We start from the raw sequence: 14,100 nt of genomic DNA, 5'->3' as shown, positions 1-14,100 counted from the left end.
GACTCAATAGCAATTTTTTGCTCATCTTTTGAAGGACGATTAATATTTTTAAAAGTTTCCATAACCTGATCTGTTTTGCTTCTACAATATTAAACGAAATAAACGAAACAGAATGATAAAAATTGTTAATTATATTAGCTAAATTTAAAAACGGAATTACCCAAATTAAGATTATTGAACGACCTGGCGAGACGGCTCTCTCGCTTCGCCTCGCCGTCCGCCTCAATCAAAACATCAATTTGAATTTCGATATTGGGCGGGCGTATATCCTGTCCCTTTTTTAAACATCCGTGTAAAATGCTGTGGGTATTTAAAGCCTAATTCATAAGCGATCTGACTTATGGATTTATCCGCTTCAAAAATCTTTTCCTTGGCTATATCTATTAACTTAAGGTGGATATGATCCATTGCCGATTTACCGGTTTCCTTTTTAATTAAATCGCCAAAATAATTTGGGGAAAGATTTAATTCCTCTGCAAAATACGCTACTGAAGGCAGGCCTAGTTGCTTCGGATTTTCAGAATGGAAATATTCATTTAATAATTTTTCAAAATTTGAGAGAATACCCTTATTTAAGTTCTCTCTGGTAATAAACTGCCTGTCGTAGAAACGTTCGCAGTAGTTCAGTAGTAACTCAATGTTGTTGGCTACAATGGTTTTACTGTGCTTATCAATATTCTGATCGAGTTCATAATCGATTTTCAAGAACAGTTCTTTTATTATTTGCTGTTCTTTTTCAGAGACATGCAAGGCTTCATTAAGCTCGTAGGAAAAAAAGTTATACTTGTGAATGTTTGCTGCAAGCGGGGTACCTTTGATGAATTCTGGATGAAAAAGTAGGGCAAAGCCTTTTGGATTGTAATCATTTTGGCTTTTTATTCCCACTACCTGCCCCGGCCCCATAAAAACTAAAGTCCCTTCTTCATAATCATAATTATTACGCCCATATTGAAGCTGCCCGCAGTTTACACCTTTAAGGAATATGGCATAAAAACCGAAACTGAAATTACCACTATGTAAAGGTTTCGCTGTGGAACTGTCAAAAGCCGTAATTAAGGGATGCCTGGTGGGTATCGCCTTAAGTTCATTGTACTGGGAGATGCTATCTACCTTAACTAAATCCTTCATATTATAGTATCTGAAATTTCTATACAAATATACCAATCAGATTATTAGTAAATTAGAAGACAAGGCTGAATCAGTAAAAATGGTAGGGATAACAGTATTCTGTATACAAAGTATGGCTGTTTATTATTCGATCTTTGTATAGAAATGAATATTTATCCTTATTCAGGTATATGTTCAATTCAAAAATAAAGAAATATGACATTAAAAACACATATTAAACCTAAGACATTATCTTCTTCTTTTAAGGGGATTTTATTATTTCTAAGTTTTTTAATTTTTTCCTGCGGGGTCCAACATAGTGATCAATTAATTATTGAAAAACAAGGAAGTTTTACCGTTGGAGGTACAGTAAAAAAGAGTCCGGGCACTTTTGACCCCGTGGAACACGGCGCATTTAATCCGGGTAATCAAAGTACGGCAGGACAAACTCTCCACGGTGACCACGCTACGGTTTTTTATCAAAAACCTATAAACGCTCGCGAATTACCACTGGTTTTCTGGCACGGATTCGGGCAATCGATGAGAACCTGGCAAACTACGCCCGATGGCAGGGAGGGATTTCAAAGTATTTTTCTTCGGAAAGGTTTTCCGGTTTATCTAATCGACCAGCCCCGAAGAGGATTATCTGGAAGAAGTACGGAATCTATCACCATTTCGGCTGGTACCGATGATCAGTTGTGGTTTGGTATCTTTAGATTGGGAATGGGTACAGAATTCTATGAAGATGTACAATTCTCAAAAGATCCTGAAGCTTTAGATCAGTTCTTCAGACAAATGACTCCCGATACCGGGCCCTTGAATATAGAATTAAATATTGATGCGGTTTCTGCTCTATTCAATAAAATCGGTCCTGGCGTTTTGGTGACCCATTCCCACAGTGGCGGGCAAGGCTGGCTCACAGCCCTGGAAAATGACAATATAAAAGCAATAGCATCTTATGAGCCTGGAAGCAACTTTTTATTTCCTGAAGGCGAGGTACCGGAAGCAATACCTTATTTAGGCGGCCAACTCAGTGCACGGGCAGTTCCTATGTCTGATTTCCAAAAGCTTACTGAAATTCCAATTATCATCTACTTCGGAGATTATATCCCTGAAGAAGAAACCCAAAACCCGGGAAAGGAACAATGGCGAGCAGCGCTTACTATGGCCAGAAAATGGACTTCTACGGTGAACAAGCACGGGGGAGATGTTACGCTGGTACCACTTCCCGAAATCGGAATGAAAGGCAATACGCATTTCCCAATGTCAGATTTAAACAATCAGGAAGTTGCTGAACACTTGTTCGAGTGGCTCCGGGAAAAAGCTTTGGACTAAAAACATATTAATCTTAAATAATACAGTATGAGACTTATAAAAAAATTCTGTTTAATTGGCGTAATCGGGCTGCTTTCATCGTACTCCTTGATGGCTCAAAATGAAATTTTTCCGAAAGGGGAAAAAGCACCTAACGTGTATCATACCGGCGATGTTTGGCTAAATCACCTGGCTGATGCCGATGAAAACTTCGATTTTAATGTAGTACAGGCAACAATGGCAGCCGGTTCAAAACTGAATTGGCACCTTCATCCAAAGGGTCAACAATTATACATCACAGACGGTGTTGGCTATTACCAGGAAAAAGGCAAGGAAGTTCAGGTAGTTAAACAGGGGGATGTGATAAAATGTGAACCTGATGTGGAACACTGGCACGCGGCTACCCCTAACACCCCGGTTACTTATATCGCAATAAGTGGAAATGCACCTACCAAATGGACAGATACCATTACCGCGGAAACCTATAATGCTATTAAGGCTCCCGAATTGTCCAGTAAAGATACAGAGCAAGATATGATAGAGCTTTCCAAAAAGAAATGGGAATGGATGGCCGATAAGGATGCAGATAAACTTGAAAATTTATTCCATGAGAAATCCCGGTTTGTCCATATGGGTGGAAGCTGGGGAAAAGACCGTGAAGTTGAGGTTATTCGAAGCGGCGGGATACATTATAAGAAAGCAGATATTCACGAAGTGTCTGCAGATATTATAGGTAATACTGCTATTGTATCAAGTCGTATTACCCTTTTGGCAGTCGTAGGAGGAAACGAAGTAACAAATCCTTTTATAGCAACCGAAGTTTATGTAAAAGAAGGCGAAGACTGGAAATTGGCAAACCTTTCTTTTGTAAAACAGATGGACCGATCAGAAGAATAAAACTTTGAATGATTGTGAAGTCTATATAGGCCGTTAGGTGCTATTGAAAATGAAAGAAAACAAGATTATGAAGAAGAATAGAAAAATAAGGAATAACATTTTGCTGGTTATGTTAATGGCAACAGGGATTATAGGTTCAGCTCAAAACGAGATCGATAAGCCTTTCGGCCTGGTGTACCGGGATGCCATTAGCGAAAATATACCCGGCAAGGTAAATATCCATCCGGTAACTTATAAATTAAATGACATTGAAATTGCAGCTAACATTTATACTCCGGCCAATTATGATCCGGCCGGGAAAATTCCAGCAGTTGTAGTTGCCCATCCCAACGGTGGGGTAAAAGAACAGGTTGCAGGTTTATATGCACAGCTTCTTGCGGAACAAGGCTATATAAGTATTGTGGCAGATGCTGCATATCAGGGTGCAAGTGGTGGCACACCTCGTAATGTGGATATCCCTCAAAATCGAATTGAAGATATTCACGGAATGGCAGATTTCATAACCCAGTATGAGGGCGTTAATGCCGATAAAATAGGACTCTTAGGTATTTGTGGCGGCGGTGGATATTCCCTCAAAGCAGCCCAATCCGATAAGCGATTTAAGGCCATAGCCACTTTGAGTATGTTCAATTCCGGTTTGGTAAGACGCAATGGTTTTATGAACTCTCAGGTAAATACCATTCAGGAAAGATTAAAAAAAGCTTCTGAAGCCAGGGCACAGGAAGCTGCCGGAGGTGAAGTTATTTATGCTGCTGATAACGCAATTCCAACTGAAGAAGCCGAATTAGCAAATATACCATATGACTTATATCGCGAAGGATATATCTATTACGGTAATACTCATAAGCATCCCAATTCAACATTTAGGTATACGATGAGCAGCCTGTTGTATCTAATGACCTTTGATGCCAGTACAAATATGAACTTAATAGACCAACCCTTGTTGATGATAGCAGGAAATAAAGCGGATACCTATTATATGACCGATGAAGCTTATAAAAAAGCAACGAATGCCAAAGAAAAAGAATTGTTTTTAATTGATGGTGCCACCCATATTCAAACCTATTATGTGCCTGAATATGTATCCCAGGCAATGGAAAAATTTAGTGGGTTCTTTGGTAAACATATAAATCCCGATGCTTAAACCGATTGCCCAGTCTTAATTATATAAATTATAAATGATTAAATTTCTTCTAATTCTAATACTCTTTTCTACTTGTTCCAATAGTGAGAATTCTGGGCAGGACGAAAATTCATCTACTTCTTCAGGGGAAACTCTTATTGTATATCTGTCTCGAACCAATAATACGAAAGTGGTGGCCGGGCTCATACAAAACAAAGTTGGTGGAGATCTAATAGGACTTGAAAAAGAAAATCCCTATCCGGAGGATTATCAAAAAATCGTAGCCCAGGTAGATCGTGAGAATGAAGAAGGCTACTTGCCTCCTTTGAAGACAAAAATACCAGATCTTGAAAAATATGATACGATCTTCATTGGCTTTCCTACCTGGGATATGCAAATGCCCCCACCAATGAAAACCTTCCTGACAGAAAATGATTTGAGTGGAAAAACTGTAATTCCATTTAACACCAATGCCGGATTTGGTGTAGGCCAGGGATTTGATCAATTGCGGAAATTATGTCCTGATAGTGATATTCCCGAAGGTTTTTCAGTTGAAGGAGGTTATGAAAAAAGAGGAGTTTTCCTGGCCATCGAAGGAGAACGTGAAGAAGAAGTTTCAGATCAACTTGATGCCTGGCTTCAAAAAATTGGACCTCTATAAAGATTGTCCTGATAATTATTGAATCTTAAAATTTTAAAAAATGAACTATAATTTTAGAAGTATACTTTTTTGTTTGTTGATAGTAGTGCCTTTTACTATTTCAGCACAATCGGAAGAAGAAAAGTTAAGTCCCACAGAATATAGTATTGCCAGAATTGCAGCATCTACGGCAACAGGAGAGCTCGAAACTTTAAAAGAAGCTCTGAATGAAGGTTTGGAAAACGGACTTAGCATTAACAAAATCAAGGAAGAACTTGTTCATCTCTATGCCTATACCGGTTTCCCCAGAAGTCTTATGGCCATTAATACCCTAACAGAAGTATTAGATGACAGAAAGAATAAAGGAATTAAAGACGAAAAAGGAGAAGAACCCAAAGATTTAAAAGGCGGAGATAAATATGAAATAGGAAAAGAAGTCCTGGCCGATCTAACCGGAGTGGAAAACCGTCCAAAAGCTGGTTATGCCAAAACAGTTCCTATCATTAAAGTGTTTTTAAAAGAACACCTCTTTGCAGATATTTTTAAGCGAGGGGTATTGAGTTATAAAGAGCGGGAAATTGCTACGGTAGCGGCACTTTTAAGTATGAGGGGTGCACCTATGGCTACAGGTCATATTAAAATTAGTATGAAGCACGGAGTGACTGAACCACAAATACTCCAGATTGTGGATCTTATTGAAACCGAAATTGATAAGGAAACTGGACTGGAGAGCAGGGAAATAGTGGCAGAATTAATCTCCGGAGAACCTACCGGAACCGAATCCAAATATAATGACAGTGAAAAAATATATTTACGAGGAGAAAAAATTGAAAATCCTGCCTTTACAGGGAATGCCTGGGTGAATTTTTTAGTAACAGCAGATGAGGTAAACAAAAATTCAGTAGGAGTGGTAACCTTTGAACCCGGGGCCAGAACTTTTTGGCACCGGCATCCTAACGGCCAGATTATACTTGCACTTTCAGGTGAAGGCTACTATCAGGAAATGGGGAGTCCAAAAATAATAATGAAAAAAGGAGATGTGGCAAAATGCCCCGCAGATACGCCTCACTGGCACGGTGCAGGTCCGAATGAGGAATTTGTACAAATAGCCATTACCAGTAGAGTTGATGGCCCAACGGAATGGGGAGATGAAGTATCAGACTCCCAGTATGCTGAGTAGATAAAATATTGTGAGAATGTAAATAACTAAATAATTAAAATGATGGAAGAGCGAAACCAATTTCAGGATAATGAATATAAAGGTCCTGCTGAAAATAAGAGAAGAGACTTTTTTAAAAAAAGTCTTTTGGCGGGTGCCGGTCTTGCAATAAGCCCATTTGCATTCAGCAATAATGCTGAGGTGGTTTCAGGTAAAGAAAATAAGCAAACCGGCGCGGGCTCTAAAGAGAAACGCAAACTTGGTTCGCTGAAGGTTTCAGCTCAAGGTCTAGGGGGACTTCCAGTAGTAGGATTTTATACCGGTGGCCCAAGAGATCAGAAAAAGGTAAATAAGCTTTACCGGGAAGCTTATGACCACGGGGTGACATTCTTTGATACCGCGGAAGTATATGGGCCTCATATTAATGAAAAGCAGGTAGGTGAAGCCATAGCACCTTTTAGAAAAGAAGTGGTGCTTGCCACTAAATTTGGTTTTGATGTAGATCCCGACACCGGTGAAAGAGGGGGAATAGACAGTAATCCCAAAACTATTCGTAGAGCTGTGGAGGGAATGTTGAAAAGGCTCAAGACAGATTATATAGATTTGCTGTACCAACATCGTGTAGATCCCAATGTACCCATTGAAGATGTTGCAGGAACTGTTCAGGATTTAATGAAAGAAGGAAAAGTTCTTCATTGGGGGCTTTCGGAGCCAGGTTTAAATACGGTTCGCAGGGCACACGCGGTAGAACCATTAGCTGCTATTCAGAATGAATATTCCCCCTGGACCCGTAATCCGGAGGCCGAAGTTTTGCCTCTTTGCGAAGAACTGGGAATTGGTTTTGTTCCCTGGTGCCCTTTAGGCTATGGTTTTTTTGCTGATGCGATCAATGAAAATTCCCGATTCTCTGAAGGTGACTTTCGGGCAATTTTGCCAAGAATAACTCCGGAGAATATACCCCATAACCTGGAAATGCTTTACTATATCGAGGAATGGGGCTTGCGTAAAAACGCTACTCCTTCGCAAATAACCCTGGCCTGGCTACAAGCTCAGAAACCCTGGATAGTACCTATTCCGGGAACATCAAATTCAGTACACCTTAGGGAAAACATAAGGGCAAATGATATCTCTTTCTCTACGGAAGAAATAAAAGAATTTAATTCAGGCCTTTCAGAAATTGAAATTGCAGGTGCCCAAAATGCACAGCCGGTGTTAGATGGTATGGGCGTGGAAGCTCCACCAAAAAAGTAAATAGTCAGCTTACAAAAGTGAAGCATATGAGATTTAGACTTTAATAATTGAAATCTAATTGATAAAAATAAACGCGACTTTCTCGGGTGGTCGTCACCGGGCTTTCTGGTTGTGAATTGCTTTTAGAATTATATTTTTACTTTGGTATCACAAAATGAATATGGTATAAATGAAAGGTACTACGGTAGATTAACAGCTTTTTAATCGATACAGAAAGAATTTTTAGGATGGGTAAACTCCTAAATTACCACTTTCTTAGTAAGTCATTCCGATTTTCTGAGTAGTTTCAACTTTATTTCTATCTTTGAAAAGTGCAGTCAAAAAATCAAATAAAAGCTTTTTTTCTACTGGGATTATTTTACCTGATGCTTTTACATCAAATAATACCCCACTTGCATCATGATCACGCCGGGACGCACGAACATGCTTCATTAGACCATACTCATTCCCAGGATCACAATCATGAAAAGCATTCTAAATCTGCGCAAGATCTTTTTTCTATTCTGCTGGGCATGCATTCCCATGGAGGAAGTAATTCTGAAGTTCCAGTTGTTAAAATTTCCATTGAGCAGATCGCTCCAAAAAAATTAGAGGCTGAAAAGCAAGTATTTCAGCTTTACGCAAACCAAACTGTATTCTTTGAAGAAAACCTGGTTGATTTATTCGAAAATTATCAGCCACCATCAAGATATTTTAATCCTTATCTATCACAATTATCCCTTCGGGGTCCTCCCTACTTAGTTTAATTTTAGTCGGTTTGTTGTTTATAGACATCAGACAGACCTCAGTATAAAGATTAAACTAAAATCACACTTATGTACAGATATTTTGTTTCTGCTGTCTGCGGGATCTTTATCTCTATCAGTTCATTTGCCCAGGAAACCGGGCCGGATGTTATTCTGAAGGAGATAAGTGAGAATAACAGACAGCTTAAAGCATATCAGTCTTTTATTGCCAGTCAGAATTTAAGTAACAGGACAGAGAATAACCTGCAGGATCCACAGGTTTCAGCCTTTTATCTTCCGTTTGGCGAGCACGAGACCGATGATTATTATGAGTACCAGATCTCCCAGCGATTTGAATTTCCAACGGTTTATGGCGCCCGTGGGAAAAGGATAGCTAAACAAAAAGATTTGCTGGAACTGGAATACAAAAGCTTGCGCCAGGAGGTTCTTCTAGAGGCTAAACTACAGTTATTGGAGTTGCAAAATTTGCAGCAACGAGAGGAAATTGAGAATGAAAGAGTAGCACAGGCTAAACAAGTCTACGATCAGATTCAGCGTTTATATGATGCCGAACAAATCGGGATTCTGGAGCTAAACAAGGCCAGAATTGCCTGGTTGCAGCAACAGTTTGAAATAGACCAAATAGAAATCAGCATCAGAAATACCCTGATGGAACTTCAGCAACTGAATGGAGGAAACCCTATTCAGGAGGAGCAGATCCGGTTTTTTGATGATTCTGAAATAGCAGATTTGCAGATGCTATGGGAAGAAAAACTTTCCGGCGATGCAGAAATTCAGATGCTCAATTCTCAGCAAGCTGTCGCAGAGCAACAAGTTAAATTGGAGAAGAATAAAATTCTCCCTGATCTCACTATTGGTTACAATTACCAGGGCGTAAATTCCAGTAATTATTCCGGGTTTCTTGGTGGACTTTCCATTCCACTTTGGAATAGCAACAATAAAGTAAAGGCAGCCAAAGCTAATCTGGGGTACACTCAGGACAATACCCGCGCTAAAACTGCCGAATTTTACACGAGGTTTCAGGAGAACTATCAGCAATACCAGTTACTAAAGAGGAAATACGAGGAATACAGGGAAACATTCGATGATTTAAAATCGGAGGAACTTTTGTTTAAAGCCTATAACCTTGGAGAATTCTCATTTTTGGATTATTACCGGGAGGTAGAATTTTACCGTGAAGCCTATAACAATATGCTGGAAATGCAGAAAGAGCTTTTTCAGCTAAAAGCAGCACTATTAAAACATCAATTATAAATAAAAAACAAACATTATGAATATCAAGAATTTATTTTTCGCAGCAATATTAGTATTTAGTTTTTCAGCTTGTAGAGAAACATCAAATGAAGATCACGGCCATGAACATGAGGAGGGAGCTGAAGCTCACGCGCACGAGGAAGAAGAGCATGGTCATCCCCATAATGAAGACGGCAGCCATATGGACGAGAATCATATGGAACAGGAAGAATTCAAGGTAGGTGAAGATTCTTTGGATACGCATGAAGAATCCAATCAGCACACCCACGATGATGGAACTGAACATCACGATCATTAAAATCGAAATTAAAACATGAAATATCTTATAGTATTATTAATTCCTCTTTTTCTGATTTCCTGCGGAAATAATGAGGAAGAAGATCACGCTCATGATGCAGAGGGAAATCACCTTAGCACAGGTGTTCCTGCAATAAGCAAAACCATCTGGACAGAGCAGACGGAGCTCTTTGTAGAATTTCCGGCCCTTGTGGAAGGGAAAACCAGCAAATTCGCGGCCCATTTTACCGTTCTTGACCAACACCAGCCGGTTCGGGAAGGTTCCGTAACGGTTAGTTTAATTAAAGGTGAAAGCGGAATACGCCACAGCGTCGAATCGCCTTCATCTCCAGGCATTTTTTCTCCTGCCTTACAACCAAAAGAACCTGGAACTTATGACCTGGTCTTTGACCTTAAAACTCCCGAATATTCAGACAGGATCGTGATTAAAGACGTGGAGGTTTACCCCTCAGTCGGGGAAGCTTCAGAAAATGTTTCAGGGGCAGAAGATGGTGATATAAGTTTTTTAAAAGAGCAAGCCTGGAAGATCAATTTCCAGACAGCACCGGTTAGCCGGGGAGAAGTTTACGAGATCGTAAATACTTCAGGAGTCTGGCAGGCAGCTCCCGGAACATATAAAACTCTCGCTGCCGGGTCTAACGGAATGGTGAATTTTGTTTCAGAAAACCTTACCGAAGGTTCCGAAGTAAAAAGAGGTGAATTGTTAATGAATCTGAGCAGTGAAGGTCTTTCTTCCAATAATATCCAGGCTGAGATTGCACAGGCCAAAGCCAGGTATGATCAGGCGAAAGCGGAATATGATCGGAAAAAAGAACTTTACGAGGATAGGATCGTTCCCAAAGCCGAATTTGAAAAGGTGGAAAGCAATTTTCGGGTAGCCGAAGCGAATTATCAGGCTTTAGCCTCTAATTACGGAGCGGGCGGAAAACAGATTCGAGCGCCTTTTGACGGTTTTATCAAATCTATCAATACCTCTAATGGAGATTATGTGGAGCAGGGCGCCAATCTAATTTCAATTGGTACGCATAAATCCCGACTTCTAAAAACTCAATTAAGTGCCTCTTACAACCCGAGCAAGGATTCTATAACAAAGGTGTGGTTCAGAAATGAAACTAAAGACTGGAATGAATTAGAAGGAGCTTCCGTGGTATCGGTTGGGAAGGAAGTAGAAGATAGTAAACCAATGATCCCGATTTATATAAGAGTTGATGATGTCGTTAAAATGCCCGAAGGCAGTTTTACTGAAGTTCAGATCGCCTTGGGTACAGCTGAAGAAGGGATTACTGTACCAGAAGCTGCGCTACTCGAAGATTACGGGAATTATTCTGTGATTGTACAGACCAGTGGGGAAAGCTTTGAGCGAAGACCAGTAAGAATAGGAAAACGAAATGGAAAAAGCGCACAGGTTCTTGCCGGGCTTCAAGTTGGCGAAGTTGTAGTGACTACCGGTAATTACCAGGTGAAGATGGCATCAATGTCTGGGGAAACACCCGGCCACGGGCACGAACATTAATCCAGAAACAGAAATTAGATGTTAAATAAAATATTATCAATTTCACTCCATAACCGGCTTTTGGTGCTATTGGCAGCGGTGGCGCTTAGTGTTACCGGGTTTTACTTCGCACGTACGATGAACGTGGACGTATTTCCCGACCTTACTGCGCCTACTGTGACTATACTTACCGAAGCCCACGGCATGGAGTCGGAAGAGGTAGAGAAATTAGTAACCTACCAGCTCGAAACCGCAATGAATGGTTCCCCGAATGTGAGAAGAATACGTTCTTCTTCGGCCGCGGGAATTTCAATTGTTTGGGTGGAATTCGACTGGGGGACCGATATTTACAAGGCAAGACAGATCGTAAGTGAACGTATTCCAATGGTTCGGGAGAACCTGCCAGATGGCGTAGGAGCACCTACAATGGCACCTATTTCTTCTATTATGGGGGAAGTTATGCTGCTGGGAGTGACATCAGACAGTCTGAGCCCAATGGAACTAAGAACCTTATCAGACTGGCAGATTCGTCCGCGGATAAAGGCCATTGGAGGGATCGCTAACGTAGTTGTGATAGGTGGCGATTACAAACAATACCAGGTTTTCGCCGATCCCGGGAAGATGAAATATTACAACGTAAGCCTTGTTGAACTGACTGAAAAGGTGAAGGAGGCGAACACGAACGCTCCGGGTGGTTTTCTAAATCAGTACGGAAATCAATATATCATAAAAGGTAGCGGAAGGGCCTATGCGGTAGAAGACCTTGAGGAAGCCGTCGTAAAACAGGTGAATGGCCAAAGCATCAAGATTAAAGATGTAGCGAACGTGAAAATAGGTGCTGCCGATAAGATCGGGGATGGGTCCCTCAATGCGAAACCTGCGGTTATCCTTACCATTTCCAAGCAGCCCGATGTTAATACACTGGAGCTCACGGAAAGGTTGGATGAAGCCATCGCCGAATTGGATACCAGTTTACCAAAAAGCGTGGAGATCAAAAGTCAGATTTTCCGTCAGGCAGATTTCATTGATGCTTCCATCAGTAATTTGAATATGACCCTGCTTGAAGGAGCCTTTTTCGTGGTCATCGTTTTGTTCATTTTTCTAATGAACTGGCGAACTACCTTTATTTCATTGCTGGCCATCCCAATTTCTTTACTGGTATCCATCATTGTTTTAAAATGGTTGGGTTACACCATAAATACGATGAGCCTGGGAGGAATGGCTATAGCTATTGGTGCACTGGTGGATGACGCCATTATCGATGTGGAAAATGTTTATAAACGCCTGCGAGAGAATATTCGTAAACCAAAAGCTGAACGACAATCTGTTATTAGGGTGGTAAGGGATGCTTCGGTGGAAATAAGAAGTTCCATTATCATTGCTACTCTTATAATCATCGTCTCTTTCATACCGCTGTTTTTCCTTGGCGGGATGGAAGGACGATTGTTGAAACCGCTTGGGATTGCCTTTATTACTTCAGTATTAACTTCATTAGTGGTGGCAGTAACTGTTACTCCGGTGTTATGCTCTTACCTTCTGAAAGATGAAAAAATGCTGAAGAAACAATCTGAAGGAACCCGGGTGGAGAGGTGGTTGCAACAGCGCTATGCAGCAACTCTGAACCGGGCACTGAAGATCCCAAAAACGATAATTGGAGTGACAGTAATTGCTTTCCTGTTAAGCATCGCTATTTTTACTCAGTTGGGAAGAAGTTTCCTTCCGGAGTTCAATGAGGGTTCGCTGGTGATTAGCGTGGTTGGTCCGCCGGCAATGTCGCTTGAAGAAAGTAATAAGACCGGAAGACAGGTAGAGCAGCTTTTACTCGAGATGCCCGAAGTAGATGTGGTTACCCGAAGAACAGGGAGAGCCGAACTGGATGAGCACGCCCAGGGCGTGAATGCCGCAGAGATCGATGTGCCTTTCACTTTGGAAGATAAATCCAAAGAAGAATTCTTTGAAGACGTAAGGGAAAAACTGAGCATTGTGCCCGGGGTGAATATAACGCTGGGACAGCCAATCGCCCACCGAATAGATCATATGCTTTCGGGAACCAGGGCCAATATCGCGATCAAGATCTTTGGACCCGATCTGCAACAGCTTTATGAAATTGGTAAAAGTGTGGAGGAGAATATCACACCAATCAACGGACTTGCTGATGTTGCCGTAGCTCAACAAATCGAAGTACCGCAGCTCAAGATCACGCCAAGACGCCAAATCTTATCGGCTTATGGAATGACTGTAGGCCAGTTGATGGAGCAGGTGGATATCGCCTTTGCCGGTCACGAGGTAGGTGAGATCTATGAAGGGCAGCAGTATTTTGATCTTGTAGTTCGATATGGAGAGAATTTCAGGAATAGCATACAGAATATCAGAACTGCTTTGATAGGATTGCCCAATGGTTCACAGGTTCCATTGGAACAGCTCGCCAAAGTTTCTTCGGTAAGTAGTCCCAATACTATTAGCCGGGAAGATGTGCAGCGAAAAATCGTTGTGGCTGCGAATGTGCAGGGACGTGATCTGCGAAGCGCTGTGGAAGAAATTCGGGAAACTGTGAATACTTCGGTTAATATGCCGGAAGGTTACCGGGTGGAATACGGCGGACAGTTTGAGAGCGAATCAAGAGCCTCTCAAATGCTTTTGCTTATTGCGATTGTTGCCGTACTGGTGATTTTCCTGCTGTTGTATTTTGAATTTAAAAATGTAAAACTTGCATTCATTGTCCTTATCAACCTGCCCCTGGCACTCATTGGTGGGATTCTTATCGTGTACTTTACTTCAGGAATCGTAAGTATTGCTTCCACGATTGGATTTATCAGTTTA

12 protein-coding genes are annotated in these 14,100 nt (G+C 41.0%); 11 read left to right on the top strand and 1 reads right to left on the bottom strand.

Annotation, left to right across the window (positions count from 1 at the left end; all coding sequences use genetic code 11):
• Nucleotides 1-234: 234 nt before the first annotated feature.
• Nucleotides 235-1,128, bottom strand: a complete 894-nt coding sequence (locus VIM94_RS10730; RefSeq protein ID WP_332039295.1) for a helix-turn-helix transcriptional regulator — start codon at nt 1,126-1,128, stop codon at nt 235-237.
• A gap of 195 nt (nt 1,129-1,323) precedes the next feature.
• Here VIM94_RS10730 and VIM94_RS10725 point away from each other — a divergent pair, with 195 nt between their 5' ends.
• The 11 genes from VIM94_RS10725 to VIM94_RS10675 form a co-directional block, all read left to right on the top strand.
• Nucleotides 1,324-2,442: an alpha/beta fold hydrolase gene (locus tag VIM94_RS10725; RefSeq protein ID WP_332039294.1), complete on the top strand. Its 1,119-nt coding sequence runs from the start codon at nt 1,324-1,326 to the stop codon at nt 2,440-2,442.
• Nucleotides 2,443-2,469: 27 nt separating this feature from the next.
• Entirely contained in the window at nt 2,470-3,318 is an 849-nt protein-coding gene (locus VIM94_RS10720; protein WP_332039293.1) for a DUF4440 domain-containing protein, read from the top strand.
• A gap of 67 nt (nt 3,319-3,385) precedes the next feature.
• Nucleotides 3,386-4,462: an alpha/beta hydrolase gene (locus tag VIM94_RS10715; protein WP_332039292.1), complete on the top strand. Its 1,077-nt coding sequence runs from the start codon at nt 3,386-3,388 to the stop codon at nt 4,460-4,462.
• 34 nt (nt 4,463-4,496) lie between these two features.
• Nucleotides 4,497-5,102, top strand: a complete 606-nt coding sequence (locus VIM94_RS10710) for a flavodoxin family protein (protein WP_332039291.1) — start codon at nt 4,497-4,499, stop codon at nt 5,100-5,102.
• A 40-nt stretch (nt 5,103-5,142) separates the two neighbouring features.
• Nucleotides 5,143-6,261, top strand: coding sequence for a carboxymuconolactone decarboxylase family protein (locus VIM94_RS10705; RefSeq protein WP_332039290.1), 1,119 nt, complete (start codon nt 5,143-5,145; stop codon nt 6,259-6,261).
• A gap of 39 nt (nt 6,262-6,300) precedes the next feature.
• The gene (locus tag VIM94_RS10700) at nt 6,301-7,491 is read left to right on the top strand and encodes an aldo/keto reductase (protein WP_332039289.1); all 1,191 of its coding nucleotides are present in this window, start codon (nt 6,301-6,303) and stop codon (nt 7,489-7,491) included.
• A 392-nt stretch (nt 7,492-7,883) separates the two neighbouring features.
• On the top strand, nt 7,884-8,237 hold the full coding sequence (locus tag VIM94_RS10695) for a hypothetical protein (protein WP_332039288.1): 354 nt from the start codon (nt 7,884-7,886) through the stop codon (nt 8,235-8,237).
• Between the two features lie 69 nt (nt 8,238-8,306).
• Nucleotides 8,307-9,491, top strand: coding sequence for a TolC family protein (locus tag VIM94_RS10690; protein WP_332039287.1), 1,185 nt, complete (start codon nt 8,307-8,309; stop codon nt 9,489-9,491).
• A 16-nt stretch (nt 9,492-9,507) separates the two neighbouring features.
• The gene (locus VIM94_RS10685; RefSeq protein WP_332039286.1) at nt 9,508-9,789 is read left to right on the top strand and encodes a hypothetical protein; all 282 of its coding nucleotides are present in this window, start codon (nt 9,508-9,510) and stop codon (nt 9,787-9,789) included.
• A gap of 15 nt (nt 9,790-9,804) precedes the next feature.
• The gene (locus tag VIM94_RS10680; RefSeq protein WP_332039285.1) at nt 9,805-11,301 is read left to right on the top strand and encodes an efflux RND transporter periplasmic adaptor subunit; all 1,497 of its coding nucleotides are present in this window, start codon (nt 9,805-9,807) and stop codon (nt 11,299-11,301) included.
• Nucleotides 11,302-11,319: 18 nt separating this feature from the next.
• The coding region (locus tag VIM94_RS10675) for an efflux RND transporter permease subunit (RefSeq protein ID WP_332039284.1) at nt 11,320-14,100 on the top strand (2,781 nt) is incomplete at its 3' end.

The organism is Salegentibacter sp. (assembly GCF_036568425.1).
Lineage (GTDB): Bacteria > Bacteroidota > Bacteroidia > Flavobacteriales > Flavobacteriaceae > Salegentibacter.
This window is presented reverse-complemented; position numbering and strand designations above follow the sequence as displayed.

Excerpts from the sequence above, each read along its gene's own strand:
- VIM94_RS10730 (WP_332039295.1), bottom strand. The coding sequence starts at position 1,128 with ATGAAGGATTTAGTTAAGGTAGATAGCATCTCCCAGTACAATGAACTT.
- VIM94_RS10725 (WP_332039294.1), top strand. The coding sequence starts at position 1,324 with ATGACATTAAAAACACATATTAAACCTAAGACATTATCTTCTTCTTTT.
- VIM94_RS10720 (WP_332039293.1), top strand. The coding sequence starts at position 2,470 with ATGAGACTTATAAAAAAATTCTGTTTAATTGGCGTAATCGGGCTGCTT.
- VIM94_RS10715 (WP_332039292.1), top strand. The coding sequence starts at position 3,386 with ATGAAGAAGAATAGAAAAATAAGGAATAACATTTTGCTGGTTATGTTA.
- VIM94_RS10710 (WP_332039291.1), top strand. The coding sequence starts at position 4,497 with ATGATTAAATTTCTTCTAATTCTAATACTCTTTTCTACTTGTTCCAAT.
- VIM94_RS10705 (WP_332039290.1), top strand. The coding sequence starts at position 5,143 with ATGAACTATAATTTTAGAAGTATACTTTTTTGTTTGTTGATAGTAGTG.
- VIM94_RS10700 (WP_332039289.1), top strand. The coding sequence starts at position 6,301 with ATGATGGAAGAGCGAAACCAATTTCAGGATAATGAATATAAAGGTCCT.
- VIM94_RS10690 (WP_332039287.1), top strand. The coding sequence starts at position 8,307 with ATGTACAGATATTTTGTTTCTGCTGTCTGCGGGATCTTTATCTCTATC.
- VIM94_RS10685 (WP_332039286.1), top strand. The coding sequence starts at position 9,508 with ATGAATATCAAGAATTTATTTTTCGCAGCAATATTAGTATTTAGTTTT.
- VIM94_RS10680 (WP_332039285.1), top strand. The coding sequence starts at position 9,805 with ATGAAATATCTTATAGTATTATTAATTCCTCTTTTTCTGATTTCCTGC.